The sequence below is a fragment of the Pseudomonas sp. GB2N2 genome, from assembly GCF_054897705.1.
This window is the reverse complement of the sequence record NZ_CM142701.1, coordinates 1,497,535-1,521,933: the sequence shown is the minus strand read 5'-3', so window position 1 is coordinate 1,521,933 and position 24,399 is coordinate 1,497,535. Positions and strand designations below refer to the sequence as shown.

Here is a 24,399-nt window from a genome sequence, read left to right as displayed (position 1 = left end):
GACGCACCATGGATTTCAATCTATCGGAAGAGCAGGCGATGCTGCGCGATGGCGTAGAGCGCTATATCAAGGATGCTTACGGGTTTGAGGAACGCCGGCATCAGGCCGCCAGTGATGAAGGTTTCAGCCGCGAGCACTGGCGGCAGTTTGCAGACCTTGGTTGGTTGGGCCTGAACCTGCCGGAAGACGTGGGCGGCCTGGACTGTTCATTTGCCGAAACCACCATCGTGCTTGAATCCTTTGGGCGCGGCATGGTGCTTGAACCCTTCGTCAGCAGCGCAGTGTTATGCGCCCGCATCATCGACCGCTCTGGCAATGATTACCATCGACAAGACCTGCTCCCGGCGCTGATCGAAGGGCGTTTGTTGCTGGCGTTGGCCGACAGTGAAAACGGCTCGCGTTTCGCCGTTGGATGTTGCGCCGAGACCTTTGCGGTGAAAACGGCCCAGGGCTATACCCTCAGCGGACTGAAAACCCTGGTTGTCGCTGCGGCTTCAGCGGACAAACTGTTGGTGACCGCCAGCCTGGACGACTTCAGCGATCCAGCGGTGTTTATCGTCGACCGCGCTGCGCCTGGTGTCAGCCTTGAGAGCTACACCTTGATCGACGGTACCCGAGCCGCCGACGTGCGTTTCAACGCTGTTCAGTTGCCAGTGTCTGCCTTGCTGCTGGAGCCATCGGGCAGTCGGAAGGTGTTGGATGAGGCTCATGATCGCGCTGCCTTGGCGGTGGTCGCGCAGATCCTCGGTGTGATGCACGGGGTCATGGACCTGACGGCCGAATACATCAAGACCCGCTCTCAATTCGGTCAGCCCATCGGCAAATTTCAGGCCCTGCAACATCGGATGTCCGAGATGTTCGTCGAGGCCATCCATACACGATCGATTCTGTTCCGGGGCATGGCGTACCTGGAAAAAACACCGCAAGAGCGCCGCAAGGCGATTTCAGCCGCTAAAGCCGCCGCGAGTAAATCCGGTCGATTCGTTTGTGCTCAGGGGGTGCAGTTGCACGGCGGTATCGGTCTGACCGAGGAGTATCAGGTGGGTCATTACTTCCGCTTGATGACATTGCTGGAAAAGCAGTTTGGCGATATCGACTATCACTTGGCGCGCTTTGCCGCGAGCTGATGACCTTCACGCGAGTCTGTCCGCAGATTCGCGTGTCTTGATAATAAAAATGGAAGCCTTGCTCATGAATGTCACCGAAGAACTACTGGCAAATGTGCGGCTGTTGCTCGATCGCCAGGCCATTTCAGATTGCGTTACCCGTTATTGCCGGGCTGTAGACCGATTCGACCGCGACCTGTTGCGCACGGTTTACCACGAAGACGCCACGGATGATCATGGCGCGTTCTGCGGTGGCCGCGAAGCCTTCATCGATTGGGCGTTCGCCTACCACAATGAATACCAGATATCACACCATCACATCATCACCAACCACACGGCCGAGATCGAGGGTGATACCGCTCACGCCGAAACCTACTGGCTGTTCTTCGGTGAAAATCGCACCAAGCCCGACACGGTCGCGGTGGGACGCTACGTTGATCGTTTCGAAAAGCGTGACGGTCTTTGGGCCATTGCTTCTCGGGTGTGCGTCACTGAAAGCATCAATGAGCTGAAACCCGCGGAGCTACCGCAGGCTTTTCGACAGCTGCAGATGGGCAATGCCACCAGCACTCGTTCGAGCGACGACGTGTCCTGGATGCGGCCGCTTTCAGCACGCCAGCCTGGCTGAGTTTGTTCGTCCGTTAAAACCTCTGGAGGCATCATGCGTTCCTATGTCATCTCCCATTACGGCGGAGTCGATGGCTTGCGCCTGCGTGAAAGCGAGCCTCCGGGCGCACCAGCGCCGGGTCAGGTGCTGGTCAAGTTACGCGCCGCGTCCTTGAATTTTCGCGATCTGGCAATCCTCGCTGGCCACTATCAACAAATGTGTAAGCCGGATCTCGTGCCGTGTTCAGACGGCGCCGGTGAGGTGGTAGCAGTAGGCGAGGGCGTACATCGGGTCGGTCCGGGCGATCGCGTTGCGTTGACCTTTCACCCTTACTGGATCGCCGGAGAGCAGCCACAGGGGTTGGCGATTCTCGGCCGCGGCGGTTCGGTAAACGGAACACTGTGTGAATACGCCTGCGTGTCGCAGGACGAACTGGTGAAGGTGCCTCGGCATCTATCATTCGAGGAAGCCGCCACCTTGCCGTGTGCGGCGCTCACCGCCTGGTCGGCGCTGTGCGCGCAAAGTGTTTTGCTACCCGGGCAGCGCGTCCTGGTGCAAGGCAGTGGCGGGGTGTCGGTGTTTGCGCTGCAACTGGCCAAGCTGTTTGGTGCTGAGGTCATCGCCTTGTCATCCAGCGCCGAGAAGCTTGAACACCTGCGGTTATTGGGCGCGAATCACCTGATCGATTATCGAATCCATGGTGATTGGCATCAGCAGGTACTGGCCAGTACCGAAGGGCAGGGCGTCGACGTTACCGTTGAAGTCGGCGGTGGCGAGACCATAGAGCGCTCGGTGCAATCGACCTGTATTGGCGGGCGTATCAGTGTCGTCGGGCTGTTGTCCGGTAGCCCAGGACTCAGTGAGGGATTTTTCTACCGAGGATTGAGCGTCAATACCATTCGCGTCGGAAGTCGCGAGCAGTTCGAGCAGATGAATCGCGCCATTGCCTTGCATCAACTCAAGCCAGTGATCGACCGGGTGTTCGACTTTGAACAAGTACCTGAAGCGTTTACCCATCTGCAATCACGAAAACACGTTGGAAAGGTGGTGGTTCGCATCGACTGATTACCCAACGCAGACTCGCTCTGAGACTGAACGGCGAAGGAAAATACGTGGGCACGCGACACAGTCCACCGCTTGGGTAACGTAAACGCTACCACTGGCTCCAACAACGTCATCAAACGTCATCAACAGGGCATAGCCAAACACCCGCATATTCGCCAGATCGCTGGGTAAGCTCACGGTGTTGGTAACTGGCGGTGACAGGTCAGACGCCAGTAGCGTGAAAATCAGCACACCATGCAGATATTGGCGCGGGCTGGCTTGACTGTAAATATGAACACTGTTTACATAGATGAACACAAGTTGCCCGCAACACTAGCAACCCTTAACACCGCGACTCCGTAAAACAAACAATAAACGGGAGTGTGTGCATGACCATCAACGCAGCGTCCAGGGCACTGCAATATGCCAAGGATAGAAAAATCGTCGTTATCGCTGTGGGTTTCAGCGCGGCCGACAGTCTGGTCCAAGGACTGATCGCGCAGGGGGCCCGCGTTAGCCTGGCCACCGACGCTGCGCATGCAGCCACCGCAAATGCGCTCTGCCACAGCGATTTCAGCTCACGAGCCGGCTTGGCGTTGGTGCTCCAACAGGCGATGCAGCAGTTGGGTGACATTGATGCAGTGGTATTGGCCGTGACCCCCGCCGCCTCGCTAACTGCCCGACCGATCACCTCCATGTCTTCGGACGACTGGCAAAGCGCTTGTCTTAAGCCTTTACGCTTGGTGCGCCATGGTTTGCAGGAGGCGTTTGGGCTGTTCGCCGGGCGGCCAGGCAGTGTGGTTGTGCTCGGGGCCAATTTGTCATTGACCGGCAGCGCAGGCCTGACCGCATTTTCGGCCTTCAGCGAAGGGCAGCGCGGGCTGATGAAGTCAGCAGCCCGGCAGTGGGGCAGTAAGGGCATCCGCGTGAACTGGGTAGGGGTCGACTCGGTTACCCTCGCGCCGCCGCTGCAGGACGCGCCCATCCCTTTGAGTCCTGAGATGGGCCCACCGCCACCAGCCATGGGCTACGTCCCGACACTGGACAACGGTGTGGCTGAATCGATTGCGATGCTGGTCAGTGCAAGTGCATTGACGGGTGTTTCACTTCCTGTGGACGGCGGCTTGTGGATGGTCCCATGAACAATCAAATGACTCACATTCTTGACGGTAAGACCGTGTTGGTAACCGGCGCAGGCGGCGGGCTTGGCCGTGGCATCGCTCTGGCGATGGATGAAGTCGGCGCCCGGGTGGTGATCGCCGCACGCCGAGGCAGTACGGGTGAAGAAACGGCACAGTTGATCCGCGAGGAGGGTGGCGAGGCGCTGGCAATCGAGACCGACGTCACTTCACTCGACGACATGCGCCAGGTGGTAGCCGCTGCTGTCAGCCAATTTGGTGGCCTGGATATTCTGGTGCACAACGCCACGCATGGCGCCTCCGGCCACCCGAAAAACCTGGAAGACTTTGCAGATGACGATTGGGATAACCAACTGGCGGTGGATCTGGTTGGTGCCCACAACTGCGCCGTCGCCGCGTTCGACGCTTTGCATGCAACGGGGTGTGGCCGACTGATTCTGCTGTGTTCGGCGTTCGGTTTGCACGGCGCGGCACTCAATCCGGGTTATGCGGCCAGCAAGGGGGCCATTCGCGGCCTGACCAAAGCCCTGGCGCGGGAATGGGGGCCGTTCGGCATTACTGTCAATGCGGTTTCTCCAGCGGCACTGACCGCGGCGTCTGAGGCTTTTTTCGCCATGAATCCGGTTCTGCGCGATCAGTACATCGCCAACTTCCCGCTGGGATACATGGGCAGCGAACGGGAGGATGTGGGTCGAGCCATTACAGCCTTGTGCAACCCCAACCTGAGTTATGTGACAGGGCAAATCATCCAAGTCGACGGCGGCCTCTATACCGCGGTTTAACCTTCAGGGGTGCTATCAATGAACCGACTACAAGGCAAAGTTGCCATCGTTACGGGTGCGGCGTCAGGCATCGGCCTGGGCGCTGCCAGGCGTTTTGCAGAAGAGGGCGCGCTGGTGGTGTTGGCCGACCTTAATGGCAAAGGTGCACGCCGAGAAGCTGAACGCCTGTGTGAGGCCGGGGCGCGGGCGGCTGCTGTCACAGTGGACTTGGGCGATGAAACATCAATCCGCGCCATGATCGATTTTGCCCTCAGTACCTTTGGCGGTCTGGACGTGCTGTTCAACAACGCGGCTGCGACCCATTTGTCCCAGTTTAAGGACTCCCCCGTCGAGCAGATGGACACTCAGGTCTGGGATGACACCCTGCGTATTAACCTGCGTGGGTGCATGCTCGCCAGCCGGATGGCGATCGCTGCGATGCGTCAGGGTGGCGGTGGTTCGATCATTAACACCAGTTCCGACTCCGCCCAGGCAGGCGCCCTCGGTTATAGCGCCTACGCAGTCTCCAAGGCCGGGATCGAAGCCCTGACTCGGTACATCGCGACCCAGCACGGCAATGAAGGCATTCGTTGTAATGCCATCTCCCCCGGCTTGATCGTGACGCCCGCAACCGAGCAGGACTACGCCGGCCCTGCTGGCCAAATGATGCTTGAACATCACCTGACGCCACGCCTGGGTTCGGTGGAGGACATCGCCAGCGCAGCCCTGTATCTGGCCTCAGATGAAGCGGCATTCGTGACTGGCCAGGTGATCAACGTGGACGGAGGGCTTCTGGCGCACCAGCCTTATTACGCCGACGAGCGCCGAAGCATGACCACTGCTCAGGAGTAACCATTCTATGAGTCAACTTCAAACCCTTGAACAGCGCCTTGAACGGGTCGAGGCGCAACTGGCCATTCAGCAACTCCCATCGCGTTATGCCCTGAATGTCGACGGTCGTGACCTGGATGCGCTGGTCGCGCTGTTTACTGACGACGTGGACTGTGGCCGGCGGGGCAAAGGGCGGGCGGCGCTCAAGGACTTTTACGGTTCTGAGTCTATCCTCCAGGCGTTCTATCGCAGCGTGCACCAGATCTGCGGTCATACCATCGATTTTCAGGATGCCGACCACGCGACGGGTACTGTGTACTGCCGCGCGGAGCATGAAGACGGCGATCATTGGGTGGTCATGGCCCTCTGTTACTTCGACAGCTATGCACGACGTGACGGGGAATGGTTCTTCGAACGCCGCGACGAGCGCCATTGGTACTCCACCGACTGGCAGCAACGGCCCGGCGTACCGCAATGGCAGCACTGGCCGGGCAAATACACCGAGCCGCGATTTCAGCCACGGTTGCCGAGCAGCTTCCCGCATTGGGACTGCTTCTGGTCGCGCAGCTCCAGCGAGCTTCGTCAACGTCTGACGAAGCAGCCATGACTTCCTCCGAGGAGCGTTCCATGTCAAACCTTGTTGCACCTTTATTCGAACCCTTGCAGTTAGGGTCGCTGCGCTTGAACAATCGTATCGTGATGGCACCTATGACCAGGAATTTCTCCCCAGGCGGTGTCCCGGGTGAAGACGTTGCGGGTTATTACAGCCGTCGGGCGCAAGGCGAAACCGGTCTGATCATCACCGAAGGTGTTGGTGTCGATCATCCCTCTGCCTTGGGCGAAGCGGGCATAGGCGAAAGTGACCTCCCACATCTGTATGGCGACGCCGCGTTGGCCGGTTGGCGTCGGGTGGTCGAACAGGTGCATGCCGAGGGTGGGCGCATTTTTCCGCAACTGTGGCACCAAGGCGTAATGCGCTTGCAAGGCACCGGGCCTAACCCACACATACCGTCGTCGCGTCCCTCCGGAATATGGGGGCCGCCTGTCGGGTTGACCTCGTCGCCCGCGGACTACGTGGCGGCACAGTTGGTGCCGACCACGCCAATGAGCGAGGAGGAAATTGCCGATGTCATTGCTGGCTATGCGCGCAGTGCCGCTCATGCCAAGGCGCTGGGTTTTGATGGGATCGCCATCCACGGCGCCCACGGTTATTTGATCGATACCTTCCTGTGGAGCGTGACCAACCAGCGCACCGATACCTGGGGCGGTGACCGTAAGGCACGCAGTCGTTTTGCTGTCGAGGTGGTCAAGGCGATCCGCAAGGCGGTCGGTCCAGAGTTGCCAATTCTGTTCCGTTTTTCACAATGGAAACAACAAGACTTCAAATCCAGACTGGCAACCACACCGCAAGAACTGCAGGACGTTCTGCTGCCGATTGCCGAGGCCGGAGCCGATGTCTTCGATGCCAGCGTGCGTTACTTCAATCGCGCTGAATTTCCAGATATTAGCGGCAGCGATGGTGAATTGAATCTGGCGGGCTGGGCCAAAAAAGTCACCGGATGCATGAGCATGACTGTCGGTGGCGTGGGGCTGGATAACGGTATGTACGACAGCAACAAGCAAGGCGGTGCGCACTCCAGCAACAACCTGCAATTGCTCATGGCGCGCTATGAACGGGGTGAGTTCGACCTGGTCGGTGTTGGACGGTCCCTGTTGCAGGACCCCAATTGGGCAAGCAAGGCCCGACAAGGAAAAGTTTTCGAACCTTTTAACAATGAATCCTTGAGCGTGTTGACCTGATCGTTCCCGCGATTCAATTCGCCTGGATCGATCGGTAACGCATGAAGAAGAGTGGTGTGATGACGGTCAAAGAAGAGTTTAAAACCCAGGTACGCCCAACCCGTGACGAAGCCGAAGCGGCGGTACGGACATTAATTCGCTGGGCGGGTGATGATCCGGATCGTGAGGGGCTGCTAGATACACCGCGCAGGGTCGTCAAGTCTTATGACGAGTTTTATGCCGGATACTTGGAAGATCCACGTGAAATTCTTTCGCGTACTTTCGAGGAAGTCGAAGGTTACGACGAAATGATCGTGCTGACCGATATTCGTTTTGAAAGTCACTGCGAGCACCACATGGTGCCGATCATTGGGAAGGTGCACGTGGCCTATTTGCCGGACAAGCGTGTGGTGGGGATTTCCAAACTAGCGCGTTTGGTCGAGGTGTACGCCAAACGTCTGCAGATCCAGGAAAAAATGACCGTGCAGATTGCCGACACGCTCAGTGATGTTCTGCAACCGCTGGGCGTGGCCGTGGTCATCGAGGCCTCTCACCAGTGCATGACCACCCGAGGCGTGCACAAGGCAGGCGTTTCGATGGTTACCAGCCGGATGGTCGGCGCGTTCCGCGATCATGGCGAGACTCGCCGTGAACTACTTTCGATCATCGGCCTGACCGCTCACCCACGGTTTGCCAACAGCTGAGCAGGAGATGAGCAATGTCCCATTCATCCCTTCAGGGCAAGGCGATTCTGGTCACCGGTGGTGCAAAGCGCATCGGTGCGGCCATTGTCAGGGCCCTGCATGATGCCGGAGCGTCGATCATTTTGCATTATCGCCACAGCGATGGGGAAGCCAGCGAATTGGCGGACCGGTTGAACTGGGAGCGTCCAGATTCTGTCGCCTTATTGCAAGCCGACCTGCTGGACACTCACACCCTAGCGGCACTGGTCCAATCGGCTGCGCAATGCTTTGGCCGTCTTGACGGGCTTATCAACAACGCATCCAGTTTCTATCCGACCCCACTGGGAAGTATTGACGAGGAAATCTGGACAGACCTGGTCGGCAGCAACTTCAAAGCTCCATTATTCCTCTCCCAGGCGGCTTGGCCACACCTGAAGGAAACGGGTGGCGCCATAGTCAATATCATCGACATCAACGCTGAGCGACCTATTGCGGGCTTCTCGACCTATTGCGCGGCAAAAGCCGCGCTGCTGGGCCTGACCAAGGCGTTGGCCATCGAAATGGGACCGCACGTGCGGGTCAATGGTGTCTCGCCCGGCGCCATCGAGTGGCCTGCTGATGGTTTATTCGACGCGCAAACGCGGCAGAGGGTTATTGACTCGACGTTGCTCAAACGCACGGGCGAACCACATGACATTGCTCGCACCGTATTGTTTCTGCTGGCGGACGCACCTTATATCAGCGGCCAGATCCTGGCGGTGGATGGCGGGCGTTCAGCCCATCTTTGATTGTGTTGATATAGCTGCGGTATCCCAAACGATTGCTCAAAAAAACTGAAAGGTGTTTTGACCGTAAGGCGGATTATCCGGGGCTGCCATCTCAGTAATATCAGTCCAGTGCTGGTTTACCGATGCGTGTAACCGTGCGTTCCCACTACAACAAGAAAGGGGCTGCAATCGATGAGTATTTCTTCGCCTGTATCAAACCAACCGCAGATGCGTGAACTCAATATTTCCAACAGCCTGCTCGATGACCGCGAGGCTCTGAACGCAGCTTGGGAACGAGACGGTTACTGGTTCTTCCGTGACGTCCTCGACCAGGCTTCAGTGACCAGGCTGCGCGGGGTTTACATGGAGTTGCTTGATCAGCTGGGGGTTACCCAAAAGGACGACGCCGAGGCGCGCTACAGTGGTAAAAGTCTCGACGGCTTCCCGTTTCGAATGGAGCCGTTGGTCGAACGTGAAATCTGGCGCCCCTTTGTTCAGGAGGCGCCGATTCACGCCTTCTTTCAGCGTTTGCTCGATGACCAACCGTTTTGGATTCCAACCGTGGAGTACCGTGCCACGCCGCCGACCGCAGAGCGCAGACCCAGCCGTCTGGATTACCTGCACCAGGATGGTTTTTACAACGTCGGTATCCCGTTCCTGATTTGCTGGATTCCGTTGTCTGTGATCACCGATGAGGTGGGTGGTCTGATCCTGGCTGAGGGCATGCACAAAGGCCCTTATCTGCACGATGTGAACACGCCTCCGTTGTTTCCCATCCCCAATGGCTCGGTCCCTGATCACGCCTGGCGTCGAACCACTTACCGGCCCGGCGATGTGCTCCTGATGCACATCAATACCCCACACAGCGGGTTGGCCAACTACTCGGACCGTTTTCGTTTGTCCATGGACATTCGCATCATGGGCGCCTCGGGACATACACCGATCATTGGCAAGTTGACGGCGTTATCCAGCAGCTCGGTCAGTGTGGTTGGCGACGATGGACGCACGGGGACTTTCGTGGTCGATGAGCAAACCTATTGCCGGGGTATCGATGGTAAGAAAGTCCCTCTGGCTGAAATTCCCCAGCACATGAAAACCGGTGATTCCGCCATTGTTGCCTTCAGTGATAGCCGCGCCACCCTTATTCGTCCGCCGCACTGAGGAGACTTCAATGCCATTACCGAGTGTTTTTAGTGCACGGCTGGCCGGCAAGGTGGCCATCGTCACCGGCGCGGGTTCGCAGGGCAAAGGCGTAGGCACCGGAAAGGCCATTGCCTACCGATTCGCACGTGAAGGTGCAAAGGTCTGCCTGATAGACCAGCACCCCGAGCGCGCCGAAGAGACCTTGGCAATGATAACCGGGGCGGGCGGCGACGCGTTTGTTTGCGCTGGCGATGTCACGTCCGATGAGGATTGTCAGCGTTTCGTCACTGAGACCGTCGAGCGTTACGGCGCTCTGCATATTCTGGTCAACAACGTGGGCATTGCCACGGGGCCGCAGCGCTTTGAAGTGCACCCCATCGAATTGTGGCAGCGCGTGCTGGATGTAAACCTGAAAAGCGCTTTTTTGATGAGTCGGCATGCCTTGCCTCACCTACTGGTGAAGCCAGGTTCGGCGGTGCTGAACATTGCATCGACTGCCGGTTTGCAAGGGCACGGCTCTGTAGCCTACGGGCCATCAAAAGCTGCGATGGTGCAAATGACCCGTGAGCTGGCAGTAATGTATGGCCGTCAAGGCCTACGCGCCAACACCGTCGCGCCTGGGCATATTTTTACGCCGCTGGTAGATGGTCTGCTCGACGAAAGCATGCGTACGCTTCGCCGCGGCATTGCGCCATTGAATATTGAAGGTGACGCCTGGGATGTTGCAGCTGCTTGCCTGTTTCTGGCCAGCGACGAAGCGCGATTCATTACCGGAGTCTGCCTGCCAGTCGATGGCGGCGTGACGCAGGTTGCGCCACTGACCGCGTACGGTCAGGTTCAATCTGAAGTCTGACATTCAATTTCACGACGAGAACAATAACAATGAACGATAACTGGCAAGCCGGCCATGAGTTGATGGTGCAGATGATGGGCCCTGATTTCGCCAAGGCGATCGAAGCTGGGGCAACGTCCGGTAGATTTGCCGCCGATGTCGCGCGCATGGCTATCGAGCATGCGTTTGGCAGCGTCTGGTCACGGCCTGGATTGGAACTCAAGTACCGAAGCGCTGTGGTCATCGGCGCGTTGATCGCTCAACACCAACCCGCAGAATTGAAGAACCATCTGCGCTTCGGGCTGAACAATGGCCTGACAGTGTTGGAGCTACAGGAAATCATCATCCAGACGTTGCCGTATGTGGGTTTCCCTGCAATTTCCAGTGCGCTGACGGTAACGATTGAAGTGTTGCGTGAGCGCGGCCTGGACGGTGGCGTGAAAAAGGCCGACGAAAGCGGCCTGTTGTAAGTGAAGCGTCGGCTCGTCGCGCCTTGATGTGCGGCGGGCTGATGGCAGGGTACGGATACTCAGGTCTGCGAAGCGGGCAGGCGAATGATCAAGCCATCCAGTTCCGGGGTCATATTGATCTGGCAGGTCAGTCGGCTTCGGTCATCGACGTCCATGGCGCAACTGAGCATGTCGACCTCATAGGAGGCAGCAGCAGGCATGTGCTCAGCCCACTCAGGCTCGACATAGCCGTGACAGGTTGCGCAACTGCAACTTCCGCCACAGTCCCCTAGAATCCCTGATATCTGGTTGTCCACAGCGATTTGCATCACTGATTGGCCAACTTCGGCCTGCACGGTTTGTTCAGTGCCATCGTTTTGGATAAACGTGAGCTTCGGCATCGTTGTTATTCTCTGGCCAAGGAAATCAAGGGGTCGGTAACAGGCTTTTCAGCGGGATGCTGTCGTCTGCCAGCAGTGCAGGGTCCAACAGAATGTGTTCGGCAATGATGCGTTTGGCAAGCATGAATTCAGGGGGACGATTGACGGTGTCGGCTGCCAGCACCAGGCCGTTCTTGAGGTAAAAGGCACTGAACGAATCGCTGTCCAGGGAGCCTCGCACAACCAGCTGATCGTAACCCTGCGACAGACCGACCATCTTCAGCTTCAGGTCATATTGATCGGACCAGAACCAAGGCACGACGTTGTAGGGCTTGTGCTTGCCGCAGATAGCTGCCGCCGCAGTACGGGCCTGCTCCAGCGCGTTAGGCACCGACTCCAGGCGCAAACGCCGGCCCAACGAGGCATTCGGATGATTAGTGCAGTCGCCGGCAGCGTAGATATCCGGGTCACTGGTCTGCGCATGCTCATCGACCAGAATGCCGTTGTCGACGTCGAGGCCTGCATCCTCGGCCAACTCTGTGTTGGGGATCAAGCCGATACCGACCACCACCAGGTCCGCTGGGACTCGAGTGCCGTCAGCACACAGCACCGCCGATACCGCGTCGCCGGAACGGTCCATCTCCAGGTCGCTGACTTGCACGCCCGTACGAATCTCGACCCCGGCTTCACGGTGTTTGCGTTCGTAGAAGGCTGACAGTTCCGGCGCAGTGACCCGTGCCAGCACCCTGGGAAAGGCTTCCAGCACGGTGACCTTGAGTCCCACTTTGACCGCCACGGCCGCGACTTCCAGGCCGATGTAACCACCGCCAACAATGACCAGGCGCATGTTGGGTTCGAATTGACGCCGCATGGCATCGACATCAGCCATGGTTCGCAAGTAATGAAAATTACCCGACTGCTCAGCAAGCGGCGACTGCGGAACCGACAGCGGGCGAGGGCGACCACCGGTGGTCAACACCAGTTTGTCGTAGCTAATAAATTCGCCGTTCGCTAACTCCACGGTTTTGGCTTGTCGATCAATGCGCGAAACCCGCATGTTATTGATGATATCGACGTTGGCTTTTACATAGGTGGCAGGGGATTTGATCAGGAGGCTTTCTGCCGTTGCCGCACCGGACAAGTAGGTCTTGGACAGCGGAGGGCGGTGATAGGGCAAATGCGGTTCATCACCGATCAGGATTATTCGTCCACTCCAACCGTTGTCTCGCAGGCTAGTCGCCAACTCCCCGGCAGCATGCCCGGCACCAATGATTACAGCAGTGCGATGGATTTCTTCAGTCATTGTTCACCTGACCTGTTTACGTCTGCGCCGAGAAGGGCAGCGTGGCTGTCATTGTTGGAGTTATTATGAACGTCGTTACGTATACTGAACGCCATATGTGGCGACTGTCAAACCACTTCATGCACTGGCTGCCGGAGTATCAGGGCTTAAGCCACATTTTTTCAGTGGCTGCGAACCGGCGCAATAATCTCCTGCCCTGAGGGGTAATGTTCGAGTAGAAAATCAACAAACGCATGGACCTTGCGCGATTCCCTGCGTCCGCGAGGGTAAAGCACTTCCAGCGTAGGAGCCAATGAAACCCAATCTCCCAGCACCTGTTGCAACTGCCCCGAAGCCAGCAGGCTTTTTAAATGGAAAGCCATACCCTGAACAATACCCAAGCCATTCAAGGCAGCTTCGATGCGCGTGTTGCCCTGACTGATCGACAATCCCCCCGGAATCTGCATTTCGATCGCCTGCCCGGCGTGCTGGAAGGACCAAGGGAGCAAACGGCCGGTGCGCTCAATCAGGTAGTTGATGCACTCATGGCCGTGCAGGTCATCTGGCGTCCGCGGAATACCTCGTTGCGCCAGGTACCGGGGTGATGCAACGCTCAGCAAAGCCGAGTGGCCAAGCGCTCTGGCGATCATTCCCGAGTCCTGGAGCAAGCCCAGGCGGATCATGACGTCGTACTGGTTTTCCACGGTTTCGAGGATTTGCTCAGAGTCGGAAAAATCCAGGTGAATGTCCGCGTAGCGCCGGCGAAACTCTGGGAGCAGGGGCATGATCAGGTGTTGGGCGATGGTGCTGGGAATGTCCACGCGCAAGCGCCCACGCGGCGTGGCGCCCTTGCCGGCAAGATCGGATTCGACGCTGCTGATTTCATCGAGGATCTGTTGACAGTGCACATGATAAATCGCGCCTTCGTCGGTCAGGCTCAGTCGTCGGGTGGTGCGGTTCAACAGCCGGACGCCAAGCTCTGTCTCCAGGTTGGTCAGGTGAGTAGACACCATCGATGGGGACAGTCCCAAGCTCGCAGCCGCTGCGCTCAGGGTCCCGCGATCAACGACGGCAAGAAATACTTCCATGCAGCGCAACTTGTCCAAGGGGCACCCGCCGATTCGTCAAGATAACTGAAAGATTAATTCAGTTTATGCGGGTTCATCCATTAGTTAAGCGTGCATATATTGGATGGAGGGAGCAGTGGCTATCGTTATATTGTGTGGGTGTCCTGGCGATGGACTGCCCCGCTTGGCGCGGCCAAATTTTCTTCGAGGAGCCGCTTGCCGCCGCGGGGCAGTGTGATTATAGTGAATGAAGTTCGCATATATGAATGATGTTCAAGTATGTTGGCGAGACGCGACCTCTGAAGCGGCTTCCTATCTTCTTCGGCGACGTTGTGGCCAGCGCACACCAATACGTGACGCGATCCGGAGATAATAATAATGGGTGCAAAACTGAATATTGAAGACTTCGACGATCCTTCCTTTGACCCGTTCCTGGAAGACGCGTTGATGTTTGGCGATCACCTTGATCCCTACGCCAAAATTGCCGAAATGCGCCGCCAAGGCTCGTTGCACAAAGGCGAATACCGGACGTTGATGGGCTTGTATGCAGACATTACCAAGCCAGCGGATGCGCAGTACTACAGCGTCTTCGGCTACGACGAAGTGGCTCAGGTGTTGGGCGATCCAGCCACCTACGGCAACCACGCGTACGACTACAACATTGGCATCAGCTTCGGCCAGAGCATTTCGACCATGGATGCTCCGGAGCATCCTCGTTTTCGCCGGATTTTCCAGAAGGCGTTTTTGCCGCAGACCGTAGCCGCCTGGGGTGAGTCGCTGGTCGACCCAGTTTTAAAGGACTTGATGAGCAAGTTCGAGGGCAGGGGCGAAGCGGACTTGGTGCAGGAGTTCACCTTGCACTATCCCTTCCACATCATTTATCGCCAACTGGCGTTGCCTCCAGAAGACGCCAGAATTTTCCATAAGCTGGCGATTGCCCAGACCCTGGTGTCGGTGGACATCGAACACGGAACGGAAGCGTCCCGCAAGTTGGGCGAATATTTCACCAAGCTGGTGGCCGAGCGCCGCGCCAATCCGGGGGATGATCTGGTCAGTTCCCTTGCCTTGGCAGAAGTCGAGGGCGAATACCTGCCGGAAAATGTCCTGATTTCCTTTTTGCGGCAACTGGTCAATGCAGCAGGCGATACCACGTATCGCGGCACCAGCGTTTTGCTGACCGGACTCTTGAGCAATCCAGATCAGTTGGAGGCGATTCGCAATGATCGCTCGCTGATCCCGCAGGCCATTGAGGAAGCCTTGCGTTGGGACGGACCGGTGGTGGTACAAAGCCGCTATGCCCGCTCTGACGCGGTTCTGGGAGGCGTGAATATTCCTGCCGGGACCTTCATTGATGTGGTAGCCGGATCGGCCAACCGTGATGAGAGCAAATTCCCCGACCCGGACGTGTTCAATATCTTTCGCAAGCCACAGCATCGGCATTTTGCGTTCTCCTTTGGTCCGCACGTGTGCATCGGTCAACACCTGGCGCGGGTCGAAATGACCCGCGCCTTGACAGCGGTCCTTGATGGCCTGCCAAACCTGCGTCTTGATCCGGATAAGCCAGCTCCCCAAGTGCGTGGAACGATGATGCGGGTTCCGCATTCGATTCATGTGAAATTTGGCTGATAGCTTCCGCGCACTGGCTCCAGCCCCGTCATGGTCAATGCGGCCAAGACGGGCTTTTGAAGAGTTAAGCCCTATGAAAGATTTCGATTACATCATCGTCGGTGCGGGATCGGCTGGCTGCGTATTGGCCAACCGCCTCTCTGAAAGTGCACAGAACAACGTCTTGCTGATCGAAGCGGGACCTGAGGACCGTAACCCACTCATCCATATGCCAAAAGGCTTCGGCAAATTGCTGTCGGACCCTAAACACGCCTGGTTTCTGCCGGTGACGACCGACCAAAGCACCGGGCGCAGCACCGAGATGTGGGCTCGTGGCAAAATGTTGGGCGGCTCCAGCGCCATCAACGGCATGGTCTACATGCGCGGCCACCCACAGGATTACGATGACTGGGAAGCCAACGGCGCAACCGGCTGGGGTTGGAAGACCATGGCCAAGGCATTCCGCAGTATCGAAAACCATGCGCTGGGTGAGAGTGAACTGCGCGGCGGCAAAGGCCCGTTGAAAGTTTCCAACTACAGCGATCGCAATGCGTTGGGTGATGCGGTGATCAATGCTTGCAAGGCGCTCGGGCTCAAGCTCAAGGACGATATCAACGGTCTTGATCACGAAGGTGTGGCGTACTTGACGTACACCATCAGTGGCGGTGTCCGGCAGAGTGCCGCGAAAGCCTTTCTCAGCCCGGTGCGTCAGCGCAAGAACCTGACCATCGTCACTGATACCCAAGTGCGACGAGTGCTGTTCGAAGGCACGCGAGCATCGGGTGTCGAGTGCACTCAGGGCGGGACCCTGGTGTCTTACACCGCGCGACGCGAGGTCATTCTCAGCGCCGGGGCACTAGAGACGCCACGCTTGTTGCAACTTTCTGGAATCGGGGACAGTGAACACCTGACCCGCCTGGGAATCCCTGTGATTGCACACAATCCGAACGTCGGTCGCAACATGCGTGAACACCTCCTTTATTTTCTGCAGGTGCGACTGCGCCATTGGCGCGACAGCCAGAATCGAGAGTTTGGCGGCGTACGTCTGATCAAAAACGCGTTGCGCTATTTCCTGACCAAAACCGGACTCATGGCTTTGGGTTCTTATCAGATCGGCGGTTTTTTTAAAAGCCGGCCTGGCTTGGACCGGCCCGACGCGCAATTGATGATGGCGCCGTATTCGCTGGATTTTTCGTCGCCAAACTATGGCTTTGAAACCTTCCCAGGCATGCAGTTATTTGCCTATCCGTTGCGTCCGCGCAGCCTGGGAAGCGTGCAAATTACTTCATCGGACCCGGCTCAACCGGCACAAATCATCACCAATTACCTGGCCGATCCTTACGACCGCGAGGTCTCGGTGGCCGCGTTCCGTTTCATGCGCAAAGTCGTTAACAGCGCTTCGATGAATCACATGGTTCTGGAAGAAACGCACCCAGGTCCGACAGTGCAGACAGACGAGGAAATTCTCGCTGAGTTTCGTCGTCGCGGACAGTCGGGATTTCACGCTTGTTCAACCTGCGCTATGGGTTCGGATGACGGTTCTGTTCTGGACCCAAAACTTCGGGTAAGAGGCGTTCAGGGATTGCGCGTCATGGACTTGTCGGTCATTCCGACGATGGTTTCAGGCAACACCAACGGACCAATAATGGCCATGGCCTGGCACGCCGCCGACCTGATTCTGGAGGATGCGTTATGAGTCGATTCGAGGACTATGCACAGCGCTTCAGCAACATTCGTCTGGAGCGCAGCGACGGCATCGTGCAGTTGTCGGTTCACAGCGATGGCGACTCGCTAACCTGGGGCGCGCTGGATGGCAGCATCCACACCCAGTTGGGTGATTGCTTTCGCGAGATTGGCCGAGATCCCGAAGTCCGCGTGCTGATCATTACCGGCACCGGTAATGCGTTTTGCGCGGCGATGAACATGGCCGAAATGCCCAGTGAACCCATGTCTCAGGGCTGGCACCGCTTGCAGCGTGAAGGCAAGGATTTGCTGATGAACCTGCTGGACATCGAAGTCCCGGTCATTGGCGCCATCAATGGCCCCGCATACATCCACGCCGAAATCCCGGTGCTTTCGGACATTGTATTGGCCAGCGACACCACGGAGCTGGCCGATCTGGCGCACTTCGTGTACGGCGTCGTACCCGGTGATGGCGTGCAAGTGGTGTGGCCAATGCTCTTGGGTGCCAATCGAGGACGCTACTTTCTCCTGACCGGTCAACGCCTGAGTGCAGCTCAGGCGCTGGCGTTGGGCGTTGTTGCTGAAATCCTGCCCTCAGACCAGCTATTGGCACGGGCCTGGGAGTTGGCCGCGCAACTGGCAAGCAAACCCCTGCAGACCCTGCGCTATACCCGCGTTGCCTTTACCCAGCCGATCAAGCGCCGACTTCTGGATGAGTTGGGCTACGGTCTGGCCATGGAAGGTCTTGCCACGATCGCGATGACCCACTAACGGCCACAGGAAGGATTTTTCAATGACTCACGCTCTAGATTCGCAAGCACAGGCTATCGTGCAAAAAGCACTGGATCTGGCCACCACCCAAGGCGGCGAAATCGGCGTCCAGGTCGCTGCTTACCTGAATGGCAAGCTAGTAATCGACGCCTGGAGTGGTTTTACAGACGAGACGCGGACACAGGCGGTCGATGGCGATACGCTTTTCAACGTCTACTCGGTGACCAAGGCCGTTGCTGCCACCGCCTTGCATATTCTCGCCGACCGGGGACAAATTGATTACGACGCCCCCGTCAGCCATTACTGGCCCGAGTACGCCGCCAATGGCAAGGAACTGACCACCGTTCGCGATGTGCTGACGCATCGCGCCTGTGTGCCGCAGATGCCGGCCGGTGTTACCCCGGAGCGGATGTGCGACTGGAACTGGATGACTGAGGCCATCGCTGATCTTGAGCCGTTGGCAACGCCTGGCACTAAAACCCTGTACCTGTCGATGACCTTTGGCTGGATCATTGGCGAACTGGTCCGTCGCGCGGATATCAAACACCGCTCCTTCAGCCGCTTTGTACGAGAGGAGATCGCTGAGCCGCTGGGCATTACCGACCTGTGGATCGGTATCACTGACGAGGTTGAGCCGCGAGTCGCAAAGCAAACCAATGCCATGGTGCCGGTGCCTGCCGAGTACCTGCCGCCGTTGTTCACCGCCTCCATGCCTGAACCCGTAGCACTGGTTCCCGAAGTATTCGAACGGGCCGATGTTCGGCGCGCTGAAGTGGCCGGGGTAGGGGGGATCTTCAATGCGCGCTCCGAGGCGCGGTTCTGGGCGTTTCTCGCAAATGGTGGCGAACTCGATGGCGTACGGCTGTTGTCCAGGCAGCTGGTCGCCACCCTTAACACGCCAAGAGCTAACAGTGAAGAACCTGACCCCGTAATGTTCGGCTTTCCGATTCCTATCACCATCGGTGGTTTCTGGTTTGGCGGCAACTATCCACCCGTGACCTGCGTACAGAACCCGCGCGCGATCTGCCATCCTGGCCAGGGCAATTCGATTGGCTGGGCTGACCCAGACATCAACCTGGCGGTTGCGATTTGTCATAACAAACTGTTCAACCCGACCAGCCCGGAAGAGGACCCTTTACTGCCTATCGCGCAAGCAGTGCGTGAGGCATTGGGGATTTAAATGGGCATTGACATCGAGCATCTTGGGACCTGGATCGGTCGGCGAGAGCACCAAATTGACTCACTCACGCGGGTGCCCATGACAGCGTTGGCGGCGACTCTTGACCGTGAGTCGGTTTCCGCGAGTCTGGGTGATGCACTGCCTGAGTTGTGGCACTGGCTGTATTTTTTACCGCTGGCGCAGCAGTCCGCCATAGGCGATGACGGTCATCCGCGACGGGGTGACTTCCTGCCGCCCATCGAGCTGCCACGCAGAATGTGGGCCGGTGGGCGACTGGAGTTTCATCGCAGTCCCTTGGTGGGTAGTTCGGTTGAACGTACCTCGACGATTCTTGACGTCAGTCACAAGAGCGGTCGCAGCGGTGAACTGGTTTTCGTCACCCTGGAGCACCAAATCGCAGACTCGGAAGGAGTTCTAATTCGTGAAGAGCAAGATTTGGTCTTTCGGGATCATCCGCAACCAGGGATGCCATCACTGGCGCCTATCCCAGCAGAGCGTAAACCCTTGTGGATCCGCGAGTTCACGCCGGACCCCGTGCTGCTGTTTCGTTACTCGGCACTGACGTTCAACGGACACCGTATTCATTACGATCGACCTTACGCGCAAGCGGTAGAGGGTTATCCGGGGCTGGTGGTACACGGCCCGCTGATTGCCACCTTATTGGTCGATTTACTCCATCGGCAGATGCCGAACGTCAGGCTCAAACACTTCAGTTTCCGTGCGTTGCGGCCGCTGTTCGATACCGCGTCGTTCACCCTCTGTGGATTACCCGATGATGAATGTGCAACGGTGCTGCTGTGGGCCCAAGGGCCGGACGGCAGTGTTGCCATGGAAGCGACCGCCACCCTCGCTTAAAGCAGCTACTGGATTTGAAGGAAACCCCATGCGCTCCTATTTGTTTGTTCCGGGAAATCGACCTGAGCGTTTTGCCAAAGCGCAGGCAGCAGGCGCCGACGTAGTGATTATCGACTTGGAGGATGCCGTTGCCGATGCCGAGAAGGCTCAAGCGCGTGAGCATGTGCAGACAGCCGTGGACGGCGGCGCTCGCGTCTGCCTGCGTATTAATGCTTACGGAACGCCTTGGTTCACTGACGACCTGGCGCTGTTGGCATCGATCACTGTCGACAGCGTGATGTTGCCTAAGGCAGAGACTCTGGCGCCATTCCTTGCCCTGCAGGAGGTCACTCAGGCGCCGATTATTGCGTTGGTGGAAACCGCGCTGGGCGTTCACCAAGTCTCGGCGGTGGCCCAGGCTCCCGGCGTGCAGCGTATCGCGTTCGGCTCAGTGGACTATCAACTGGACGTCGGTTGCAATGGCAGTGATGAGGCCTTGCTTTACGCGCGTTCCCGGATTGTTGTTGCGTCACGGGTAGCCTGTATTGAAGGGCCGATTGATGGTGTCAGCGTGGTGATCAATGACCAAGACGCGATCAACCGCGAGGCGGTACACGGCAAAGCACTCGGTTTCGTTGGAAAGATGTGCATCCATCCACGGCAGGTGCCTGTCGTCAATCAGGTGTTCAGCCCGTCCGAGCGCGAGATCGCCTGGGCCAATGAAGTCATTCAGGCCTTCGAACGCTCGAACGAGGGGGCGGTGCAGGTGAGGGGGGAGATGATCGATCTGCCTGTGTTGCTCAGGGCGCGAAAAATTATCGCCCAGCGTGAGCCCGCTTAGGGTGCAGGACAACATCCGATTCGCCCTGAACGAATCGGGTGTTTTAGTCGTCGGTCAGGCGTGACCGAGCAGCCCGGACGCAGCAGTCCCTACAGAAATCAAAAGCTCACGCAATTCATTGAGTTTGTGCTGCATGCGTTCGGCCGGTGCGGCGATCACCAACGCTGCCGCCACGGTACCGTCCGTATTATGCACCGGCACCGCAATACCGGCTGCGCCTTCGCTTAGCTCGCTGATGCTGATGGAAACGCCGCTTTCACGGATCTCTTTCAATTGCTTTTTCAGCGTACTGCGATCAGTGACTGTGCGCCAGGTCATGGCCTTAAGTTTGGCCGACTTGAGGTAGACATCCTGGCTGCGCTCATCCTGATAGGCAAGCAGCAAGCGGCCAGGTGCAGTGCAGTGCAGGGGACGGGGAGCACCAAGCGGTGATACGTAACGAACCGGGTTCTGCGAGTCGATACCGTCAATATGGGTCACCATTTGTGACTCCATGTCGATCACAGACAGGTACACGCTTTCTCCGGACTTGATGGCCAACTCTTCAAGATACGGCCGCATCAGCTTGGGAAAGTTTCGGGTGGCCAAGATATCTCCGGCCAGCCGGTAAATAAACGGGCCCAGGCGGTAACGATTGCTGCCGTGACTGAGATAACCTTCAGCCACCAGCGGACGCAGCAGCGTCAACAGACTGCTTTTCGGAGAGTCCAGAGTTACGCTCAATTCGGCAAGAGAAAGACCGTCGACGGCCTTGGCCAAGGTTTCGAACAGGCCCAGGATCCGCGTTACAGAGCGTGGACCCATCGATACTTGAGATTCAGCACTATCCACGTGTATTACCTTTTAAAAGATTAATCTAAACCGTCTTGATGATGTCTACGCATCGCATAAAACGGTATTGCTTGTAGTTGACGTGCATCATATCAAATACCGTTTAATAATTCATTTTGATCTTGAATTCCTCGCAAACATTGAGCCTTCGCTCAGAGTTCAACCATACCCAGGCCTATTTATAGAAGAAGTTTGCTCCGATCGCAGCTTTTTTTTGAGTTTTCTGAACGATTGATTTGTTTGCATATGTGAACATCGTTCAGTATTCTTGGGGGCAACGTCACCGCAGATTGACCGTTAGCTGCTCGCAGCAGGGGCCTGTCCGGGATAATGGGTGATGCGCATTCACGATCGAGGGATCAGGCATGACGGATATGGTTAAGGGTAAGGTGGTCGTAGTCACGGGCTCCGGTGGCGGCATTGGGCGAGACATTGCACTGCTCATGGCGAAATACGGTGCCAAAGTGGTGGTTAACGATGTGGGGGCCTCTGTCAGCGGTGAGGGCCAAGACGTCGGCCCCGCGCAGAAGGTAGTAGACGAGATCAGGGCGGCGGGTGGCGATGCTGTGGCCAATACCGACAGCGTTTCTGACCCGGCCGCGGCGGCTAGGCTGATCGAGCAGGCGGTGCAGGCTTATGGGCGTATTGACGTGGTGGTCAACAACGCCGGCATCTTGCGAGACCGCTTCTTCCACAAAATGACCGCTGAAGAGTTTGACGCGGTACTCAAGGTCCATCTCTACGGCACCTTCTATGTCAGCCGCGCTGCTGCCAATTATTTCAAGGAACAGGAGTCGGGGTGCTTCGTGCACATGACTTCGACCTCCGGCCTGATCGGCAACCTGGGTCAAGCCAATTACAACGCCGCGAAGCTGGGCATCATGGCACTGTCCAAGTCCATCGCCCTGGACATGCAGAAATTCAATGTTCGTTCGAACTGCGTCGCGCCTTTCGCGTTCAGTCGCATGATTGGCGCCATACCGACCGATACGCCCGAGCAACAGGCCCGCGTCGAAAAAATCAAACAGATGACGCCTGCGAAAATTGCCCCTATTTGCGTCTATCTGGCCAGTGATCAGGCCGCCGACGTCAATGCCCAGGTCTTCGCGGTGCGCAATAACGAGATCTTCCTGATGAGCCAGCCGCGACCGATCCGCTCGGTGCAGCGCTCGGAAGGCTGGACGCCTGAAACACTGGCCGAGCATGGTATGCCCGCGTTGAAGGGCTCATTCATCCCGATGGATCGCTCCGGCGATGTCTTTACCTGGGATCCTGTTTAAAGCTGGCAGTAGCGGTAACTGAAATCGACGTCTTCGCTAATGACGTTATAAAAAACAACAATAACAGCCGCTTTGCGAACCCAAGACGGCAAAGGAGGGAAGTAACGTGACTTACCCTGATCACTGGACAGTGCCTGCACATGTCCCACCCCATCTGGTCATTGATTTCGATTACCTTCACCCTGCAGGGGCCGAGACCGACGTACACCTCGCTTGGAAGGTACTGCATGACGGCCCGGACATCGTCTGGTCGCCTTACAACGGCGGACACTGGATCGCTACCCGCGCGGAGGACATCGAAGTCATCCAGAAGGATGGGGCTCGTTTCTCCCATCGCATCATCAACATCCCGCCCACGCCGCAAATAACCCTGGTTCCGCTGGAACTGGACGTGCCGGAACATACGGCTTATCGAGCATTGATCACTCCGTCTTTCCTGCCGCAGGCCATTGCCTCGATGGAAGACGATGTCAGGGCGCTGACGATCGAGTTGATCGAAGGTTTTCAGGCCGACGGCGAGTGTGAGTTCGTCAACGACTTCGCCAAGATGTTGCCGATTCTGATTTTTCTCCGCCTGGTGGATTTGCCCAGCAGTGATCGTATTGAATTGCTGACGATGGCCGAGATGGCCGTGCGCGGCACGTTGGAAGAACGCATTGAGTCGCAGGTCTTGCTGCAGCGATACCTTGGGAAGTGGATTCAGGAACGTACGCTCAACCCCGGCAATGACGTGATCAGTTTGATCGTCAATGCTCAGATCGATGGAGCGCCGATCCGGCCCGAGCGCATGTTTGGCATGTTGATTGTGGTGCTGTTTGGTGGATTGGATACCGTCGCTTCGATGATGGGCTTTATTTGCCGCTTCCTGGCTGAGCATCCTGCCAAGCGCCAACAACTGGTAGACGATCCGCAATTGATCAATACCGCGGTCGACGAATTGATTCGCCGACACGGGGTGACCAATACCGGCCGGGTCGTGACCGGCGATTTTGAGTTCAAGGGCGTGCCACTCAAGGACGGTGACCAGATTCAGGTGCCTAACGCACTGTTTGGAATGGACGAGCGTCGATTCAGCGATCCGATGGACGTTGACTTGACTCGTAAACCAGTGATCCACGCGGCCTTCGGCAATGGTCCGCATCGTTGCCCAGGCTCGTTTCTGGCCCGTACCGAAATCAAGGTGTTCCTGCAGGAGTGGCTCAAGCGCATCCCGGACTTCCGCATCAAGCCAGGCGATCAGCCACGTACCGCTTCAGGGTCGGTGAATGGCGTGCTCCATCTGCCGCTGGTCTGGGACGTAAATTAAGGAGTCGATATGAAACAGTGGCAATGCATTTTTTGTGGTTTTTTTTATGACGAAGCCTTGGGGCTGCCAGAGGAAGGCATTGCACCAGGGACGCGCTGGGAAGATATTCCCGAAGACTGGATGTGCCCTGAATGTGGCGCCGCCAAAGTCGATTTCACCATGGTCGAAGTGTGATTGCCCCGCACCTTGAAGTGATAG

Annotated in this window: 26 protein-coding genes; 22 read left to right on the top strand and 4 right to left on the bottom strand. The window is 57.4% G+C overall.

Annotated features, from left to right (window positions below):
- The first annotated feature begins 8 nt into the window (after positions 1 to 8).
- From ACYZT4_RS07005 to ACYZT4_RS06945, 13 genes are all read left to right on the top strand, one after another.
- The gene (locus ACYZT4_RS07005) at positions 9 to 1,127 is read left to right on the top strand and encodes an acyl-CoA dehydrogenase family protein (protein WP_461986401.1); all 1,119 of its coding nucleotides are present in this window, start codon (positions 9 to 11) and stop codon (positions 1,125 to 1,127) included.
- Positions 1,128 to 1,191: 64 nt separating this feature from the next.
- A complete protein-coding gene (locus tag ACYZT4_RS07000; RefSeq protein WP_461986399.1) occupies positions 1,192 to 1,734 on the top strand; it encodes a nuclear transport factor 2 family protein in 543 nt (180 codons plus the stop codon).
- 33 nt (positions 1,735 to 1,767) lie between these two features.
- Positions 1,768 to 2,778: a zinc-dependent alcohol dehydrogenase family protein gene (locus ACYZT4_RS06995; protein ID WP_461986397.1), complete on the top strand. Its 1,011-nt coding sequence runs from the start codon at positions 1,768 to 1,770 to the stop codon at positions 2,776 to 2,778.
- A 368-nt stretch (positions 2,779 to 3,146) separates the two neighbouring features.
- Positions 3,147 to 3,899 (top strand): SDR family oxidoreductase, encoded by a 753-nt coding sequence (locus ACYZT4_RS06990; protein WP_461986395.1) that lies wholly within the window; start codon positions 3,147 to 3,149, stop codon positions 3,897 to 3,899.
- On the top strand, positions 3,896 to 4,678 hold the full coding sequence (locus tag ACYZT4_RS06985; protein ID WP_461986393.1) for an SDR family NAD(P)-dependent oxidoreductase: 783 nt from the start codon (positions 3,896 to 3,898) through the stop codon (positions 4,676 to 4,678). Before ACYZT4_RS06990 ends, ACYZT4_RS06985 begins: the two co-directional genes overlap by 4 nt.
- Positions 4,679 to 4,696: 18 nt before the next feature.
- The gene (locus ACYZT4_RS06980; protein ID WP_461986391.1) at positions 4,697 to 5,509 is read left to right on the top strand and encodes an SDR family NAD(P)-dependent oxidoreductase; all 813 of its coding nucleotides are present in this window, start codon (positions 4,697 to 4,699) and stop codon (positions 5,507 to 5,509) included.
- Positions 5,510 to 5,516: 7 nt separating this feature from the next.
- Positions 5,517 to 6,095 (top strand): nuclear transport factor 2 family protein, encoded by a 579-nt coding sequence (locus ACYZT4_RS06975; protein WP_461986389.1) that lies wholly within the window; start codon positions 5,517 to 5,519, stop codon positions 6,093 to 6,095.
- A gap of 20 nt (positions 6,096 to 6,115) precedes the next feature.
- Positions 6,116 to 7,288: an NADH:flavin oxidoreductase gene (locus tag ACYZT4_RS06970; protein WP_461988578.1), complete on the top strand. Its 1,173-nt coding sequence runs from the start codon at positions 6,116 to 6,118 to the stop codon at positions 7,286 to 7,288.
- A 59-nt stretch (positions 7,289 to 7,347) separates the two neighbouring features.
- Entirely contained in the window at positions 7,348 to 7,971 is a 624-nt protein-coding gene (gene folE, locus ACYZT4_RS06965) for a GTP cyclohydrolase I FolE (RefSeq protein WP_461986388.1), read from the top strand.
- A 14-nt stretch (positions 7,972 to 7,985) separates the two neighbouring features.
- Positions 7,986 to 8,738 (top strand): pteridine reductase, encoded by a 753-nt coding sequence (locus tag ACYZT4_RS06960; RefSeq protein WP_461986386.1) that lies wholly within the window; start codon positions 7,986 to 7,988, stop codon positions 8,736 to 8,738.
- 171 nt (positions 8,739 to 8,909) lie between these two features.
- Positions 8,910 to 9,878, top strand: coding sequence for a phytanoyl-CoA dioxygenase family protein (locus ACYZT4_RS06955; protein ID WP_461986385.1), 969 nt, complete (start codon positions 8,910 to 8,912; stop codon positions 9,876 to 9,878).
- Positions 9,879 to 9,888: 10 nt separating this feature from the next.
- Complete coding sequence (locus ACYZT4_RS06950; protein WP_461986383.1) at positions 9,889 to 10,713, top strand: SDR family NAD(P)-dependent oxidoreductase; 825 nt, start codon at positions 9,889 to 9,891, stop codon at positions 10,711 to 10,713.
- 29 nt (positions 10,714 to 10,742) lie between these two features.
- On the top strand, positions 10,743 to 11,162 hold the full coding sequence (locus ACYZT4_RS06945) for a carboxymuconolactone decarboxylase family protein (protein ID WP_461986381.1): 420 nt from the start codon (positions 10,743 to 10,745) through the stop codon (positions 11,160 to 11,162).
- Positions 11,163 to 11,221: 59 nt separating this feature from the next.
- Here ACYZT4_RS06945 and ACYZT4_RS06940 read toward each other — a convergent pair whose 3' ends face one another.
- The 3 genes from ACYZT4_RS06940 to ACYZT4_RS06930 all read right to left on the bottom strand — a co-directional run bounded on the left by ACYZT4_RS06940 (position 11,222) and on the right by ACYZT4_RS06930 (position 13,891).
- Positions 11,222 to 11,542: a 2Fe-2S iron-sulfur cluster-binding protein gene (locus tag ACYZT4_RS06940; RefSeq protein WP_461986379.1), complete on the bottom strand. Its 321-nt coding sequence runs from the start codon at positions 11,540 to 11,542 to the stop codon at positions 11,222 to 11,224.
- Between the two features lie 25 nt (positions 11,543 to 11,567).
- Positions 11,568 to 12,824, bottom strand: coding sequence for an NAD(P)/FAD-dependent oxidoreductase (locus ACYZT4_RS06935; RefSeq protein ID WP_461986377.1), 1,257 nt, complete (start codon positions 12,822 to 12,824; stop codon positions 11,568 to 11,570).
- Between the two features lie 161 nt (positions 12,825 to 12,985).
- Positions 12,986 to 13,891, bottom strand: a complete 906-nt coding sequence (locus ACYZT4_RS06930) for a LysR family transcriptional regulator (protein ID WP_461986375.1) — start codon at positions 13,889 to 13,891, stop codon at positions 12,986 to 12,988.
- Positions 13,892 to 14,248: 357 nt separating this feature from the next.
- Here ACYZT4_RS06930 and ACYZT4_RS06925 point away from each other — a divergent pair, with 357 nt between their 5' ends.
- From ACYZT4_RS06925 to ACYZT4_RS06900, 6 genes are all read left to right on the top strand, one after another.
- Positions 14,249 to 15,496, top strand: coding sequence for a cytochrome P450 (locus tag ACYZT4_RS06925; RefSeq protein ID WP_461986373.1), 1,248 nt, complete (start codon positions 14,249 to 14,251; stop codon positions 15,494 to 15,496).
- A 73-nt stretch (positions 15,497 to 15,569) separates the two neighbouring features.
- On the top strand, positions 15,570 to 17,171 hold the full coding sequence (locus ACYZT4_RS06920; protein ID WP_461986371.1) for a GMC family oxidoreductase: 1,602 nt from the start codon (positions 15,570 to 15,572) through the stop codon (positions 17,169 to 17,171).
- Entirely contained in the window at positions 17,168 to 17,929 is a 762-nt protein-coding gene (locus tag ACYZT4_RS06915) for an enoyl-CoA hydratase/isomerase family protein (RefSeq protein ID WP_461986369.1), read from the top strand. Before ACYZT4_RS06920 ends, ACYZT4_RS06915 begins: the two co-directional genes overlap by 4 nt.
- A 22-nt stretch (positions 17,930 to 17,951) precedes the next feature.
- Complete coding sequence (locus ACYZT4_RS06910; protein WP_461986368.1) at positions 17,952 to 19,109, top strand: serine hydrolase domain-containing protein; 1,158 nt, start codon at positions 17,952 to 17,954, stop codon at positions 19,107 to 19,109.
- The gene (locus tag ACYZT4_RS06905; protein WP_461986366.1) at positions 19,110 to 19,964 is read left to right on the top strand and encodes an HTD2 family dehydratase; all 855 of its coding nucleotides are present in this window, start codon (positions 19,110 to 19,112) and stop codon (positions 19,962 to 19,964) included.
- Positions 19,965 to 19,992: 28 nt separating this feature from the next.
- Entirely contained in the window at positions 19,993 to 20,784 is a 792-nt protein-coding gene (locus ACYZT4_RS06900) for an HpcH/HpaI aldolase/citrate lyase family protein (protein WP_461986364.1), read from the top strand.
- A 54-nt stretch (positions 20,785 to 20,838) separates the two neighbouring features.
- Here ACYZT4_RS06900 and ACYZT4_RS06895 read toward each other — a convergent pair whose 3' ends face one another.
- On the bottom strand, positions 20,839 to 21,615 hold the full coding sequence (locus ACYZT4_RS06895) for an IclR family transcriptional regulator (RefSeq protein ID WP_461986362.1): 777 nt from the start codon (positions 21,613 to 21,615) through the stop codon (positions 20,839 to 20,841).
- A 365-nt stretch (positions 21,616 to 21,980) separates the two neighbouring features.
- On the opposite strand from ACYZT4_RS06895, the gene ACYZT4_RS06890 reads away from it, so the two are divergent.
- The 3 genes from ACYZT4_RS06890 (at position 21,981) to ACYZT4_RS06880 (ending at position 24,375) form a co-directional block, all read left to right on the top strand.
- Positions 21,981 to 22,895 (top strand): SDR family NAD(P)-dependent oxidoreductase, encoded by a 915-nt coding sequence (locus ACYZT4_RS06890; RefSeq protein ID WP_461986360.1) that lies wholly within the window; start codon positions 21,981 to 21,983, stop codon positions 22,893 to 22,895.
- A gap of 106 nt (positions 22,896 to 23,001) precedes the next feature.
- A complete protein-coding gene (locus tag ACYZT4_RS06885) occupies positions 23,002 to 24,201 on the top strand; it encodes a cytochrome P450 (RefSeq protein WP_461986358.1) in 1,200 nt (399 codons plus the stop codon).
- 9 nt (positions 24,202 to 24,210) lie between these two features.
- A complete protein-coding gene (locus ACYZT4_RS06880) occupies positions 24,211 to 24,375 on the top strand; it encodes a rubredoxin (protein ID WP_461986356.1) in 165 nt (54 codons plus the stop codon).
- Positions 24,376 to 24,399: the final 24 nt, after the last annotated feature.